Origin of the sequence: Sphingosinicella rhizophila, from assembly GCF_032378825.1 — a bacterium.
GTDB classification, from domain to species: domain Bacteria; phylum Pseudomonadota; class Alphaproteobacteria; order Sphingomonadales; family Sphingomonadaceae; genus Allosphingosinicella; species Allosphingosinicella rhizophila.
The window spans coordinates 1-13,861 of sequence record NZ_JAVUPU010000013.1 but is presented as its reverse complement, the minus strand read 5'-3'; the positions used below and the strand labels follow the sequence as shown (position 1 = coordinate 13,861).

The following is a 13,861-nucleotide window of genomic DNA, read 5'->3' as shown; positions in this document are numbered from 1 at the left end:
CGTCGCCTTAAGATTCAGACGAAGGTGCGGCTTTCTTCCGGTACGTCAGCCGGAAATAATGATCTTCTCCTTGCGCATATCGACTTCCAGGCCGAACGCCTCGCGCAGCATTCGGGCGAACGCCTCGCCGTCGGTGGCGTTGAACATCCCTTCGATGCGGATCGCGGCGGTGGCGGGATCAGCGATGACCATCTTGCGGCGATTGTATCGGTTGAATTCGGCGACGACGTCGGCGAGCGAGGTGCTGTCGAAGTTGAGCACGCCCTCGCGCCAGCTCAGCTCTTTCTCGACCGCGCCTAAATTCTGCCGCACGACCAGCAGATTACGTTCGACTGGCTTGGCGATCACCATGTCGCCGCCGGTCACGATCTTGGCTTCGCCTTCGCCGGCCGGCGCTTCGACCCGCACCCGCCCTTCAATGACCGCGACCTCGACGCTGTCGCCATCGCGGCGCACAGAGAATTTGGTCCCGAGGACGGTCACCCGCCGCGCACCTGCATCGACGACGAACGGCCGGGCCGCGTCATGCGCGACCTCGAAATAGGCTTCGCCCTGGTCCAGCCAGACACGCCGCTCGTTGGCGGCGAGTTGCGCCCGGATCCTCGTGTCGGTGTTGAGCTCGACCCTGGTGCCGTCACTGAGCGGCACGATCTCCTGGCCACCGATCGCGGTGGCGTAGACGGCGGGTTCGACCTGCGCCGGCACGACCACCCCGTCGGAATCGTGGACGAGGGTTGCGGTCAGACCCATCGTCGCGGCGATGCCGGCGGCAAGGCTCCAACGCGCCCACCGCCGCCTCCTCGCCTGGTCCGCCCTCTCCTCGTCGAGCGGCTCGGCATCCGTGCTCGGGACTTGGAGCGCGCTCAGCCGGTTCATCCGCTGCCAAGCCTTCTGCAGCCGCAGATAGCTGACCCGGTGCAGCGTCGATTCCGCAAGCCACTGGTCGAGATCCGCCTGCGCCGCATTGCTCCAGCGATCGCCGTCGCGACGCGCCAGCCATTCCGAGGCCTTCCTGTCGATCTCGGCGGAGCTCATTGCCGCGCCTTCCCGTCATGCAAAGCGGGCGACCGCCGCCGGACCCTTATCGCATGGCCGAACACCGCCTCCGCCAGTATGCGCATGCCCTTGCCGACCTGGCGCTCGACCGTATCCTCGGTGATCGAGAGGCGGCGCGCCACTTCCCGTTGCGGCAGACGGTCGATCTTGCGCAGGGTCACCACCTCCCTGCACCGCGGGGGAAGGGCTGCGAGTGCGTCCCGCAGCAGCTGAAGCTCCTGCCGGCCCTGCAGATGGCGGTCGGCGCTCGGCAGGTCGGTCGCGACGTCGAGGCCGGACAGATCGGCGACGGCGTCGATAGGGATCACCTTCGCCCGCCGGGTGCGATCGATCAGCAGATTGCGCGCAATGGTGAACAGATAGGCGCGGGCATAGGTCGGCCGCCCGCCCTTCGCGCCTTTATAGGCACGCGCATAGATCTCCTGGCGCAGGTCAGGCACCTCCGCCTCGTCCCGCCAATTGCGCCTGATGAAGCGCGTCAGCGCCCGCTCCTGCGGCAGGATCTCGTCGACGAACCAAAGGTCGAGCTCCGTCACCGCGCTCACCGGCTGGCGACCGCGCGCGTCACAACTCCCAGCCCCTGTCCCGACCGTGAAATGCTCACTTGCACCGTGTCCTTCTACACCATGCAGACGCAGGCGGATGCAAATTCCGGTACGAGATACCTATTTCATCGGCCGACTCGCCGATCGGGCCATCGCCATCTCAAACAGCTGTGGCAGCGCAGGTGAATGGGGTTCCGGCCGCTACGCTGCCCGCAAGAATTATCAGCATCACGGCCGCTTCCGTCGTGGGCGTGACGGGCCGCAGGGGAGGTGTCAGACTAATGGCAACTTGTCTCTGATTGGCGCGACTGTGGCCTTGCTATCGCAGCTTCAGGCCATGAGGTTCTGCCACTCGGCAAGAGCTGCCGTGCGGCGGACTTTGTAGGTCGTGCGATCGATGAGGTGGCGTTCCTGGGAGAAAGGTTGTGGGTGCTGGCGTGGACTGAGCTGAATTTCTGCAGGGGGGCCTGTCAGTAATTTTGTGCGCGAGGCCATTTTTCATCATCAGATGACGAACCTATCGCCGAAGACCACGGCGAACTGGGTCTTTGCCTCAGTCCATTCACGCGGGGTCGTTTCCACTCCTGGGCCGCGTGATTGAGGACGAGGTATAGCAGCTTCATGGCAGCGTCGTCACCGGGGAAGTGTCCGCGGGTGCGAACAGCGCGCCGGAGCTTCGAGTTCAGCGCCTCGATAGCGTTCGTGGTGTAGATGATCCGACGGATCGGCTCGCTGAACGCAAAGAAAGGGATCACCTGGTCCCAGTGGCGCCGCCAACTTTGTGCGATTGCCGAATATTTCTTACCCCAATGGCCCTCTTCGAACGCTTCAAGGGAAGCCAGGCCGGCCTCGGCGCTCTGCACGCAATAGACGCTGCGCAGCGACCCTGCGATCAGCTTGCGGTCCTTCGAGGAGGCGAAGCTCATCGAGTTCCGGATCAGATGCACAACGCACGTTTGAACGACAGTTTCGGGGAACACGGTGTTGATGGCGTCCGGGAAGCCTTTCAGGCCATCGACGACGGCGATCAGGATATCGGCGACGCCGCGGTTCTTGAGCTCGTTCATGACGCGCATCCAGAACTTCGCGCCTTCGGTCTGCTCGATCCAGATGCCCAGGATTTCCTTGGTCCCGTCGGGCAAGATGCCGAGCGCAATGTAAACCGCCTTGTTGTGGACGAAGCCTTCGTCGCGGATTTTCACGTGGATCGCGTCGAAGAACACCAGCGGGTAACAGCCATCAAGCGGGCGGCCCTGTCATTCGGTCACCGTTTCCAGCACCCCATCGGTCACCGTCGAGATCAGGTCTGGCGATACGTCGATGCCATAAAGCTCCTCAAGGTGCCCGCTGCATCGCTCGCTCGCGTCTGCGAAAAGGCAAGTGCGAGTTTTGCGGTATTATGGCGCAAACGCCACAACCCCTATGTCTCGGCATAAGGTAGCACCAACACAATTGTGAGCTGGAGGGCGGTCATGGCGCAGCATTTTCTCCTTTCGAGTCGCGCCAGGACCATTTCCTTGGCCGCGGTCTTCGGCCTGACGGAGGCAGAAGCTGAAGTCACCTTCCGGAGGATCCGGTGGGCGAGCACGGGCGGCGATCCCCTCTGTCCCGGCTGCAGCAGCCCTGACGCCTATGACTGTCGTCGCTCAAATAGGGCTCCCCGGTTCCGCTGCCGGTGCTGTCAGAAGGACTTCAGCATCACCTCCGGCACGATTTTCGCGTCTCTAAAGCTGCCGCTCCGCGTCTACCTCGCAGTGATCGCGATCTTCTGTAACGAGCATAAGGGCAAGTCGATGCTCGCTATGAGCCGCGATCTCGGCTTATCCTACAAAACGGCGTTTGTTCTTTGCCACAAGGTGCGCGAGGCGATGGCTGCCGGCATGCGCGGGTGTCTGATGGGCGGCGAAGGCAAGACCGTCGAGATCGACGGTGCTTACTTCGGGGGGTATCTGAAGCCCGCGAACGGGCCGGCAGCAGCTTGCGATCCGTATTCAAGACCGGAGCTCATGTAGCCCGATTCCTCATGGCCCGTATTCGGCGGGCACCGTGGTGCATGCGGATGAACCCGGCATACGGTTAGTGCAGAATCCGCTTGCATCCGAGCGCGCGATTAGACGACCCCATCAGACAACTCCCTCATGCGCCCTCTCCAGATCGTGATTTCAGTTCCTCTTGCAGATACCGACCCCTAGGGCACGTCTTCCTCAAGATAGCGCCGCTGCAAATGGCGCTTGAGCGCCGCCACGCTGAGCGGCGCGCCGGTCGCGTCCTCGACCAGCTGCGCGAACGACACCTGGCTCGCCCGCTCATGTATCCGTGGCACTACCCAGGCACGATACGGGCCAAAGTCTCCATCGCTGAGTCGATCGATCACCGCCGCATCATCCTGTACCGCGCGCTCGAACAGCTGCGCCGCCAAACTGGACCCCAGCGCATAGTTGGGGAAATAGCCGAATAGCCCCATTGCCCAGTGGATATCCTGCAGGCAGCCATGCGCGTGATCCGGCGGGCGCCGGCCGAACAGGCTTTGCGAAAGATCGGACCATGCGTCGGGCAGGTCGGCAATTTTGAGGTCGCCATCCAGCAGCGCGCGCTCGATTCTGTAGCGAAGAATCACGTGCAGCGGATAGGATATCTCGTCGGCCTCAACGCGGATATAGCCCACGCCGACTCGACGATTAGTCCGAACTACGTTGGCGAAGGTCCAGCAGGCGGGATCCCCGCCAAACGCTTCGGCCATCTGCGACGCGAGCCAGCCGAGAAACTCGCGGCTGCGCCCGGCCTGCTTCTCGACCATGAGCGACTGGCTTTCATGCGCCGTCGCCCCGCGCGCGTTTCCGACTGGAGTAAACGCCTGCGCTCGCGGCAAATTCGCCTCGTACAACGCGTGCCCGGCTTCGTGCAACGTGGCCATCACGGCAAAGCCGATATTGCCTGCGTCGAAACGCGTCGTGAAGCGGTTGTCGCCCGGCGAACCGGCTAGGGCAAACGGATGCGGGGCCGCGTCGATGCGGACATGCTTAAGGTCATGTCCGACCGCCTCGGCCAGCCTGTACGAGAGCGCACGTTGCCGCTCGGCCGAGAAGTCGCCGCTATAGGGAATTTCCGCCGGCCAGGTCGATTGGCGTTCGATCACCTGGACCAGCAGTGCAGGCAGGAAGCATTCGAGCTCGGCGAAGATCGGATCGATCAACGCCATGCTGAGTCCCGGGTCGAATTCGTCCATCAATGCGTCATAGGGCGCCAGACCCAGCGCATCCGCCTTGGCTTGCGCAATTTCGCGGGTCAGCGGCATCAAGAGCTCGAAGCCGCTCGCAAAGGCATGGAAATCATTTGCCTGCTTGGCTTGCACCCAGATGCCTTGCAACAGAGCTACCTGTCGCGCCTTTTCCTGCAACAGGAGCTTGGGCACCGCAGCATTGTGCCGCCACATTCGTCGCATCTCGTTGAGGTTGCTGCGCTCGGTTGGCGACAGCAGCTCGGCCGCATCGTCCGCCGTGCAGAAAAGGTCGGCCGTGTCAGGGCCGGCGGTCAACTGGCTGCACGTCGTGTCGATCGCCGCAAGCTGTTCGCCGCGGCTCCATGCGGCCCCGGGCGGCATATAGGTCTGACTGTCCCAGAACAGCGTGTTGCGGGCCGCCCCCAACTTTCCGGCGGTCTCGAACCGCTCATGCAATTCCCGATAGGCGCGATTGTCGTTCGCTCGATTCATGTTGGTCTCGCTTGTCGATTCATTAGCTCAGTCCGCAGGTTTCACGGCTACTCGGGAAATACAATGCTAGACTGCATGAAATTTGGGGGGCCGCCTTGAGGTCTCCATTAGACGTCGAACTTGACGCCTTGGGCGAGGGGCAGTGTCCGTCCATAGTTGATGGCGTTGGTCTGCCGCCGCATATATGCCTTCCAGCTGTCGGAGCGGAGGTGTCAGACTAATGACAACTTGTCTCTGCTGGACGCAGCTCTCGCCAAACCGACTCCCTTTCAGGCCATGACGCTGCCCCAGTCGGCTAGTGCGGTCGAGCGGCGAGCTTTGTATGTTTAACGATCGATGAGGTGACGTTCCTGGCTGAAATGATTTGGATCTGGGCGTGGACTGAGCTGAACTTCTGCAGCGTCTTCATCCTTCGGAAGCGCTGCATGGCTCGCTCTCGTCGCCTGAATGGCAAGTGCGGGTTCTCGGCCCTGTTATTTTCCCAGCGCCCCACCTCCCGCTTATCGACGTTGCCAAGTTCCGTCATAGCGGCGCCGTAGGAGCGGAGGCGGTCAGTTACGATCGCCGCCAGCTTGCCGTGCCGCTTCATTGCCTTCTTCATGACTTGAGAGCAGCCGCCTTGTCGCGGGTCCTGGTGGCGAAGGATTCGAGGACCTCCCCTTCGTGATCCACTGCTCTCCATAAATAGTGCATCTCGCCGTTGATCTTCACGTAAACCTCGTCGAGATGCCCACGCCACTGGCGGAACGAACGCATCCGCTCAACCCGCTTCCGGCGGATCTCTCCAGCAAACATCGGCCCGAAGCGATTCCACCAGAACCGCACCGTCTCATGACAAATATCGATGCCGCGCTCAGCGAGCAGATCCTCGACATTGCGCAGGCTGAGAAACAGCGAAACGGGTTGTGGATCTTGCTCATGCTGCGCCGTACCGGCGCCCAATCACCTACGCCAGATTAGTCTGACACCGCCATATTTTCGCTTCATAATTGCCCCGAGTGGTAAACCGAAGGTCGCTCATCGACCGCCATTGTGACTAGAGCGCCGCGGCTTGCCCATCCATATGTCCCACGGGAGGTGTCATCTGTGGATGGCCCCTGCGCTGCAAGGGGTAAATTGAGTTGATGATTTGATCTGGCAGGGTGCGGTCATCTGTCCGGCCTGTTTGTGCGGCGCATGATGGCCGCTGGCCCTGATGGTGTCCACTGGCCGGGTCCCATTCAGTCTATCGAGCTCGAAGCTCCGACAGCTCCTCGGGTTGTCCCAGCCGTTGCGGCCGCGTTCAGATCGTCATCATCACTTCAATGAGCACCCTCACAGTTCGACGCGGCCGCGCATGTGCGCCGCGATTGTTCTCAGATAGCGGCAGGCGAGCGATAGGTCTCGCCGCGCGCCAGCACCGCCCAGACGATCCGCGCGTTTTTGTTGGCCATGGCAACGGTAACGAGCCGGGCTGGCTTGCGCTCGAGCAGGCTGCGGACCCAGCTGGCGGCGGCGGCATCAGAGGTTCGCGCCCGCCGGACCACCGAGGTCGCGCCGACCACCAGCAGCTTCCTGAGGTAGCGATCTCCCATCTTCGAGATCCGCCCCAGTTGTCCTTGCCGCCTGATGAGTTCTGGCGCGGGACCAGGCCCAGCGAAGCAGAGAACTCCCGGCCCGAACGGAACGCTGTTGGATCGGCCACCGAGGCAGCCAGGGCGGTTGCGCTAATGACGCCCACGCCCGGGATGGTCGCCAATCTCTGGCTAGCCTGGTCCTGACGATGCCAGACCAGGAGCCGTCGATTGAGCGCCTGGATCTGCAGGACGAGCGCATGGAGTTGCTCGACCAAAAGCATCATCGCATCCTTCACCATGTCCGGCAGCACTGCGATATCTGCCTGCCGGATCCGCGTGGCAAGATCGCGGCTGCCGCTCACGCCTTGGGCCGCGACCAGTCCAAACTCCGCACAATGGCCGCGGATCGCGTTGATCAGCATGGTGCGCTGGCGCACCAGCAGTTCGCGCGAGCGGTGCAGGACGAGCACCGCCTGCCGTTCAGCGCCTTTGGCCGGCACGAAGTGCATGGTCGGGCGCCTGACCGCCTCGCAGATCGCTTCGGCATCGGCGGCATCGTTCTTCTGGCGCCGCAGATAGGCCTTCACATAGGCTGGTGGCATCAGGCGGACCTCATGGCCCAACGCGGAAATCTCGCGAGCCCAGTAGTGCGCGGTGGCGCAGGCCTCCATCCCGATCAGGCAGGCCCGCACCTGCGCCAGCGTCTCGAGCAGCGCTCCGCGCCGCACCTTCTTGCGCCAGACCACAGTGCCTTCGGCATCAACTGCGTGAAGTTGAAAAACGGACTTGGCCAGATCAAGGCCGATCGTCGTAATCTCCATGGCGGATGGTCCTTTGCTGGGGTTGCTTCGACAACAGCCCACAATACGACTCCCCGTCGTCAGACACAGGGGCCATCCACCTCATCAGTCTAACTGCAACTTCTCTCTAGATGGCGCAGCTTTGGCTTAACTTTCCAAAATTCAGGCCATGAGCAGCTGCCACTCAGCCAAGGCGGCTGAGCGGCGAACTTTGTAGGTTTGGCGGTCGACGAGGCGGCGTTCCTGGGTAAAGTGGTTGTGCATGCTGGCGTGGACGGAGGCGAACTTTTGTAATGTCTTCATTCGCCTGAACCTCGCCATTGCTCGCTCTCGTCTTCGAAAGGGCAAATGGCTGTTTTCGACCCTGTTGTTGGCCCATCGGCCTCATCGTGATTGGCGGGTAACCAAACTCACGACCTCCCAAGACTGACTGATGCACAATTTGAAGCCGACCGGCCTGCCCGTCGGAAGCTAGGACCCGGTATTGCTGTTGCGAACCGGCGGAAGATATCCTAAGTTCATTTCATGCGGAAATTCGCCGCCTTCGAACGATTCCGGCTGCACGGGAGCAGTCTCATGGCACGCCTGCACCCCTCCAGGCCGGCTTGATTGCCGCGCCTGTGAGGATCACAGATCTCCTCACTGACGATGGCTCGCCCAGCCGGTAGCAGCCGGCCCACCTTATTCTTCGCGGGCATCGCAGCGAGGCTCCATCACCTCCGATCAGAAGGCGCGCCATCCGTGAAAAGGGCGCGTCAAAGGACGTATGCCATGTCCACCGTCATAACCGCTTCTATCCGCAACATCCTGTCCAGCTCACTACCTTCCGTCGAAGCCAGCAAGACTGCCATCGTCGAAGCGCTGGCTGCCAATTTGGCCGCCGAGGGACCGGATCAATCCTCTGCGCAGGCAAGAACGACCGCCATGCTCCTGGTGAACATGCTTCTCGAGCAGGTGGTGCATCTTGTCGAAGGTCGGCAGCCCCAGAATGTCGAGATATATCGTGAAGAACATCGGCTCCATGCGATCGATGAGCGTCATTACACCCGTTTTGCCGAGGCTCTGATACCGATCCTGCGCGATGCAGCGGGGACCAGCCTTCCGGCGTCCGCGGCATCGAGCTGGCGCAATACCTTCGGGGCCGTGGTCCGATGGATGCAGCAGCAAAATCCCTGTCTTCCTTTTGAGACGATCGTGTCCAATCCGTGGAGAGGCGATCCAAAGCGGGGATACGGCCGCCAACCGCATCCCCCATCGCCTTGACATCGGGGAATGGGCTTCCATAACGAGATTTGTGATGGTTGAAATCCTTCAGATCGGTCATTCCGAGCTGCATCCGGGCAGCAGTACCGCACGACTTTAGCGCCCGGGTCCGCCCTCCCTGCGAGTCGAGCGAACCTAGGCACCGGGCGCGTTCCGTCCCGTGTTGCGGGCCGCCGCAACTAGACCCCCAGTGGAAATCGAGCCGCGAGCTGTGGACGATTGGCCGCGCCTTTCGCGGCGTCCCGGCTGCTGGCCTGTCCTACGATCTGCGGAGACAAGGATGTCTGATTGTTTCGTGGTTGAAGCCGACAGAAAAGTGGTCGGCCTGGCCGTACGTATCCCGGGCGGCTTCAAATTCTTTTCATCCGACCCTGACTTCAAGAAGATCGACGCGGAAATCTTCCCCCGCGCCCGAACGATGGCGCGGCGTGTGGCGGAAATCGCTCGAGCGCGTCGCCTGCCCTTCGCTTCAGAGGTCGGGCCCGCCTCGAGCATGCATTGACGGGCATGTGAGACAGACATGCAGAACATGCCCGAGCAGAGCTTGGCCGAGAACCTCAGCGGGATCTGGTCGGCCCTTCATAAAGATGTGAATCTCACCATAAGCAAGAATGAGGTTCACTATCTCACGACGATGGCGCTGGCCTGCAACGACGACCTCGTCTCGCACCTTCTGCTCAAGAAGCTGCGGCTGGCGAACGTCCGTGAACCGGCTGCCGTGGAGGAGGCGACCGTCATGATGAACAGCTTCGTTGAATTTGCCATCGACGGAGGAACGAAGCGGTTTTGCAAGTTGGTGCATCCGTCGCCTTTGTCGCCAAGCTACGGGCTGAGCGTGACCACGCTGGAAGGCGCCGGCACTATCGGCATGCGATCCGGGCAAACGATCCTGTGGCCGAGCCAGAGCGGTAGTCTGCACGATCTGCAGGTTCTTCATGTCGAGAATTGCCCGGGCCTCGGCGCATGGCTCGGCAATGAGCGAATTTGAGGGCAACCATGTTCCAGTCCAGCTCCGCCTGGGTGACGGTAATCACCCAACAACCTCCTGACCTGCCATGGCCTGCGGGCGATGGACACAGCGCTCGCCGTGCCGGTTCTGCGCGTCGAGCCGATGAGGCAATCACCGCTGGGCGGCGGCCTGACGCGCTTATCTTCACGAGCACGCAGGCCGTGCGGCATCATCTCTTCGCTGATGACCCTTTTGCGCCAATTATGCGGACCACCCGTGCGGCGAGCCCGAGGCCGCCTTGGCGCTGCCTAGACGGCGGGGCTCGCCTCCCGATCCGACAGCCGTGCGGAAGAAGCTGCCGAAAGCAGCCGCCATGATCCTCTTCTTGCGTGCCCGGCGAGAGCGCTCATACGCCGCTCTTCTCGGGCGTATCATCGGCCGCCTTGCCCGAGTGGTTCGGGTCGTTGCGCGACTCGCCTGGTCGACCGCGCTCGGTCGCCTGTGAAGGGTAGATCAACACCTCGCCTTCGGCCATGGCCGCGGGCGTGATTGTGGCGGACTCAACGCGCCCCCCGGCCATCAAGTGAAAAACGACCCGCCCCTGCAGCAGCAGATAATCGGCGATAATCCGCCTGTGACACCGCCACCACACCGCCTCTGAGCACATTATGGCGCATGGCGCCTCCAGGCTGAGCCGGATAAGATGCTCCAATCCTGCGCGGAACTCGGCGGACATGGCATAATCCGCATAATTGTGAAAACTGCGGTTCCGCCAATAATCATTGACATCGCCCGGGACTCCTTTCTGGCGGGGCCGGCGGCCACCGAGCTCCGGGATGATAGTGTGGCTGATCTGCCATCTCGCCAACGCCTCTGGCAGGGCATCGAGATTATATTGCGGGTTCGTCCGCGACCGGGGAATGCTCCTGACGTCGACGAGCCGCTGCACATTGCCGTGGCGAAGCAGTTCCACGAACGCCTCGATCGAGTGGGTCGAATGCCCAACGGTGTAGATCGGGTGCGCTTCGGCGTCAGTTGCCATCGGCCCATCCACCGATCGCGCGCCGCACTTCCTGCTTCAACGCCGGCAGCACCTCGTCTTCGAACCATGGGTTCCTCTGCGCCCAGAGATGCGAACGCCACGAAGGGTGCGGCAATGGGAAATAATCGGGAAGATATTCCCTGAACGCCCGCACGCGCTCGAACATCCTCCCCTGCCCCAGAATATCCGCTTGGGCATAAGAGCCGACCAACAGGGTTAGCCGAATTTCGGTCATGCCTTCCAACAGCTTTCGTCTCCACAGATCTGCGCATTCCCGTCTGGGCGGAGCGTCGCCGCCTTTGCGCCGGCCGGGATAGCAAAAGCCCATGGGTAGAATGGCGACCAGCCGGTGCTCGTAGAACAGGCCGGGCGATAATCCCATCCATTCGCGGAGACGATCGCCTGACAAGTCGGAGAATGGCACTCCGGAGGCATGCACCTTCGTGCCTGGAGCCTGGCTTGCGACGAGCAGCCGCGCCATTGGCGATACCTGGAAAACGGGCCGAGGCCCCAATGGCAGATCATGCGCGCAGAAACGGCAGCCTCGCGCCTTATCGGCCAGCGCTTCGAAACGCGTCATTTCCTCATCCCGTAACATGACCTGTTGAACGCACCGACCGGTCTAACCGGTTCACGCCATTTCATCGCCGAAGCCGTTCATGATCACGTGGCGCCTATGGTCGGGTCTTGCATATTCTTCGTATTACGATATGCCTGGAATGGCAAGGAGACCGAGATGCATGTCGCTCACCCACAAGAGAGGCTCCGCGACACCGCCGACGAACACCCTGAACGCCAATTCGGCACGCCGATCTTGAGGCGGAAAAATCGCCGGGCCAATCGCATGTTCCCGACCGCGGTGGTCATTTGCCTCGCCGATGCCCGCGAACCTACCGCGCTTGAAATTGATATGGTGGCCGCGCGCATCTGGCACGATGTCCAACCGGGCTTCAAACAGCAGTGGGGCGATGTCGCCCCCGGCTCGCGCACGCATCGCCGGATGATTGCAGCGGCACGAGCCGCTCTGGGTCTCTTTCGTCCTCGTCTGCAGGGCATTGGCGCAAACATCGGGGATCAACGTCATCTCGACCACCGGCTGGCGCCGCCGGGCCTGCTGCATTAGGGTCATGACTCTGATGACCTGTCGCCGAAATCTGCGGCGTGGAAGAATGCTGCCGCAGGGGAAAAGCAAATTGGCATATGCTTGACGACGACGATTATAAAACCCTCGCCGCCGTGCGGGCGGAATTGAGAAGCTTCTCTCATTTCACCGAAAACGTCGTCAAAGGTGCCGGGCTTACCCCCCAGCAGCACCAAGTGCTGGTGGCGCTTCGCGCCGCCGACAATGGTGAATTATCGATCGGGCGGCTCGCCGAAATATTGCTGCTGCAGCCGCACAGCGTGAGCGGACTTGCGGACAGGCTGCAAGCGCTCGGCATGGTCGATCGCGTGCGAAAGGAAAGCGACCGTCGCACGATCCATCTGCGTCTCACGGATCGGGCAAAGGAGCTTATGAGTTCCCTCTCGCTCGCCCACCACAACGAGCTCAGGCGCATCCGCCCCTTGCTCATGGCCCTCTTGTCCCAACTGGATTGACGGAAAGGGAGATTGAGGAAGCGTGCTTGCAATAAGAATCGTATTACGATATATATCGACACTGCAGGCTCACTGATTGAGCGTCACGCCTGCAGCTCCTGTGATTTGGTCAGCAGCAGCGAACATGACTCGCGGAGTCGCCACATTGCGGGGCCAGAACATGACCGATACCATAGCCAATGCCAGTCAATTCCAGGTCCCCAAGACCGATGACGCGCCGCACGAGGCCGGTCACCAGCCTAGTTTATTTGCGCGCTGGTTCATGTCCACCAACCACAAGGACATCGGCACCCTCTATCTGATCTTCGCGATCATCGCCGGGACCATCGGCGCCTCCGTTTCGGGCATGATGCGGCTTGAGCTCGCCGAGCCCGGTATCCAGCATCTGCAGGCCTGGGCCGGCGCCGGCGCCACCGCCGACGAGGCAAGCCATTTGTGGAATGTGCTTGTGACGGCGCACGGCCTGATCATGATCTTTTTCACGATCATGCCGGCGATGCTCGGCGGCTTCGGCAATTGGTTCGTACCGATCCTGATCGGTGCCCCGGACATGGCCTTCCCGCGCATGAACAATATCAGCTTCTGGCTGCTTCCCCCGGCCTTCATCCTGCTCTTTGGCTCGATTTTCTTCGCAGGGGGAAGCGGCAACGGCGCCGGCACGGGCTGGACGCTCTACGCACCGCTCTCCACCGCCGGCCATGCAGGACCTGCGGTCGATATGGTCATCTTCTCGGTCCACCTCGCGGGCGCGTCTTCGATCCTCGGCGCGATCAATTTCATCACCACCATCTTCAACATGCGCGCGCCGGGCATGACGCTGCACAAGATGCCCTTGTTCGTCTGGTCGGTGCTGGTCACAGCCTTCCTGCTGCTGCTGTCGCTGCCCGTGCTCGCCGGCGCGATAACGATGCTGCTGACGGACCGGAATTTCGGAACCCATTTCTTCGACGCTTCCGGCGGCGGCGATCCGATCCTCTACCAGCATCTGTTCTGGTTCTTCGGCCACCCGGAAGTCTATATCATGATCCTGCCGGGTTTCGGCATGGTCAGTCACGTGATGGCCACCTTCAGCCGCAAGCCGGTCTTCGGCTATCTCGGCATGGCCTATGCGATGGTCGCGATCGGCGTGATCGGGTTCGTCGTCTGGGCGCACCACATGTTCACGATCGGCATGGACGTGAACACGAAGCTCTATTTCACCGCAGCCTCGATGATCATAGCGGTGCCCACGGGGATAAAGGTGTTCAGCTGGCTGGCCACGATGTGGGGCGGCTCGCTGACCTTCGAGACCCCGATGATGTGGGCGTTGGGCTTCATCTTCATGTTCACGGTCGGCGGCGTC

General features: G+C 61.7%; 12 protein-coding genes and 5 pseudogenes. 7 read left to right on the top strand and 10 right to left on the bottom strand.

The window, feature by feature from the left end:
• Positions 1-45 precede the first annotated feature (45 nt).
• The 4 genes and pseudogenes from RQX22_RS17925 to RQX22_RS17915 all read right to left on the bottom strand — a co-directional run.
• On the bottom strand, positions 46-1,035 hold the full coding sequence (locus RQX22_RS17925) for a FecR family protein (protein ID WP_315728365.1): 990 nt from the start codon (positions 1,033-1,035) through the stop codon (positions 46-48).
• Positions 1,032-1,592 carry an RNA polymerase sigma factor gene (locus RQX22_RS17920; RefSeq protein ID WP_315728364.1) on the bottom strand — a complete coding sequence of 187 codons (561 nt, stop codon included), beginning with the start codon at positions 1,590-1,592 and terminating at the stop codon, positions 1,032-1,034. Before RQX22_RS17920 ends, RQX22_RS17925 begins: the two co-directional genes overlap by 4 nt.
• Positions 1,593-1,931: 339 nt before the next feature.
• A pseudogene (locus RQX22_RS19400) lies at positions 1,932-2,062 on the bottom strand (IS6 family transposase); the annotation flags it as partial.
• Positions 2,063-2,105: 43 nt separating this feature from the next.
• Positions 2,106-2,947, bottom strand: a pseudogene (locus RQX22_RS17915) (IS256 family transposase); the annotation flags it as partial.
• Positions 2,948-3,073: 126 nt separating this feature from the next.
• Between RQX22_RS17915 and RQX22_RS17910 the strand changes: the two are divergent.
• Positions 3,074-3,613: a hypothetical protein gene (locus tag RQX22_RS17910; protein WP_315728363.1), complete on the top strand. Its 540-nt coding sequence runs from the start codon at positions 3,074-3,076 to the stop codon at positions 3,611-3,613.
• Between the two features lie 176 nt (positions 3,614-3,789).
• Here the strand turns inward: RQX22_RS17910 and RQX22_RS17905 are convergent, their stop codons facing one another.
• The 4 genes and pseudogenes from RQX22_RS17905 to RQX22_RS17890 all read right to left on the bottom strand — a co-directional run.
• Positions 3,790-5,313 (bottom strand): carboxypeptidase M32, encoded by a 1,524-nt coding sequence (locus tag RQX22_RS17905; RefSeq protein WP_315728362.1) that lies wholly within the window; start codon positions 5,311-5,313, stop codon positions 3,790-3,792.
• Positions 5,314-5,639: 326 nt separating this feature from the next.
• Positions 5,640-6,201 (bottom strand): annotated as a pseudogene (locus RQX22_RS17900) (IS6 family transposase); the annotation flags it as partial.
• A gap of 467 nt (positions 6,202-6,668) precedes the next feature.
• Positions 6,669-7,690, bottom strand: a pseudogene (locus tag RQX22_RS17895) (IS110 family RNA-guided transposase).
• A gap of 141 nt (positions 7,691-7,831) precedes the next feature.
• Positions 7,832-8,053 (bottom strand): annotated as a pseudogene (locus tag RQX22_RS17890) (DDE-type integrase/transposase/recombinase); the annotation flags it as partial.
• Positions 8,054-8,440: 387 nt separating this feature from the next.
• Between RQX22_RS17890 and RQX22_RS17885 the strand changes: the two are divergent.
• From RQX22_RS17885 to RQX22_RS17875, 3 genes are all read left to right on the top strand, one after another.
• The gene (locus RQX22_RS17885) at positions 8,441-8,932 is read left to right on the top strand and encodes a globin family protein (RefSeq protein WP_315728361.1); all 492 of its coding nucleotides are present in this window, start codon (positions 8,441-8,443) and stop codon (positions 8,930-8,932) included.
• A gap of 295 nt (positions 8,933-9,227) precedes the next feature.
• Positions 9,228-9,434, top strand: coding sequence for a hypothetical protein (locus RQX22_RS17880; RefSeq protein ID WP_315728360.1), 207 nt, complete (start codon positions 9,228-9,230; stop codon positions 9,432-9,434).
• Positions 9,435-9,461: 27 nt separating this feature from the next.
• A complete protein-coding gene (locus RQX22_RS17875) occupies positions 9,462-9,920 on the top strand; it encodes a hypothetical protein (protein WP_315728359.1) in 459 nt (152 codons plus the stop codon).
• Between the two features lie 367 nt (positions 9,921-10,287).
• Here the strand turns inward: RQX22_RS17875 and RQX22_RS17870 are convergent, their stop codons facing one another.
• Entirely contained in the window at positions 10,288-10,923 is a 636-nt protein-coding gene (locus tag RQX22_RS17870; RefSeq protein ID WP_315728358.1) for a DUF488 domain-containing protein, read from the bottom strand.
• Positions 10,913-11,503, bottom strand: a complete 591-nt coding sequence (locus RQX22_RS17865; RefSeq protein WP_315728357.1) for a uracil-DNA glycosylase family protein — start codon at positions 11,501-11,503, stop codon at positions 10,913-10,915. Before RQX22_RS17865 ends, RQX22_RS17870 begins: the two co-directional genes overlap by 11 nt.
• A gap of 24 nt (positions 11,504-11,527) precedes the next feature.
• Here RQX22_RS17865 and RQX22_RS17860 point away from each other — a divergent pair, with 24 nt between their 5' ends.
• The 3 genes from RQX22_RS17860 to RQX22_RS17850 all read left to right on the top strand — a co-directional run.
• Positions 11,528-12,046, top strand: a complete 519-nt coding sequence (locus RQX22_RS17860) for a hypothetical protein (protein WP_315728356.1) — start codon at positions 11,528-11,530, stop codon at positions 12,044-12,046.
• A gap of 77 nt (positions 12,047-12,123) precedes the next feature.
• Positions 12,124-12,519 (top strand): MarR family winged helix-turn-helix transcriptional regulator, encoded by a 396-nt coding sequence (locus tag RQX22_RS17855; RefSeq protein WP_315728355.1) that lies wholly within the window; start codon positions 12,124-12,126, stop codon positions 12,517-12,519.
• Positions 12,520-12,679: 160 nt separating this feature from the next.
• On the top strand, positions 12,680-13,861 hold a 1,182-nt coding region (locus RQX22_RS17850; protein WP_315728354.1), incomplete at its 3' end, for a cbb3-type cytochrome c oxidase subunit I.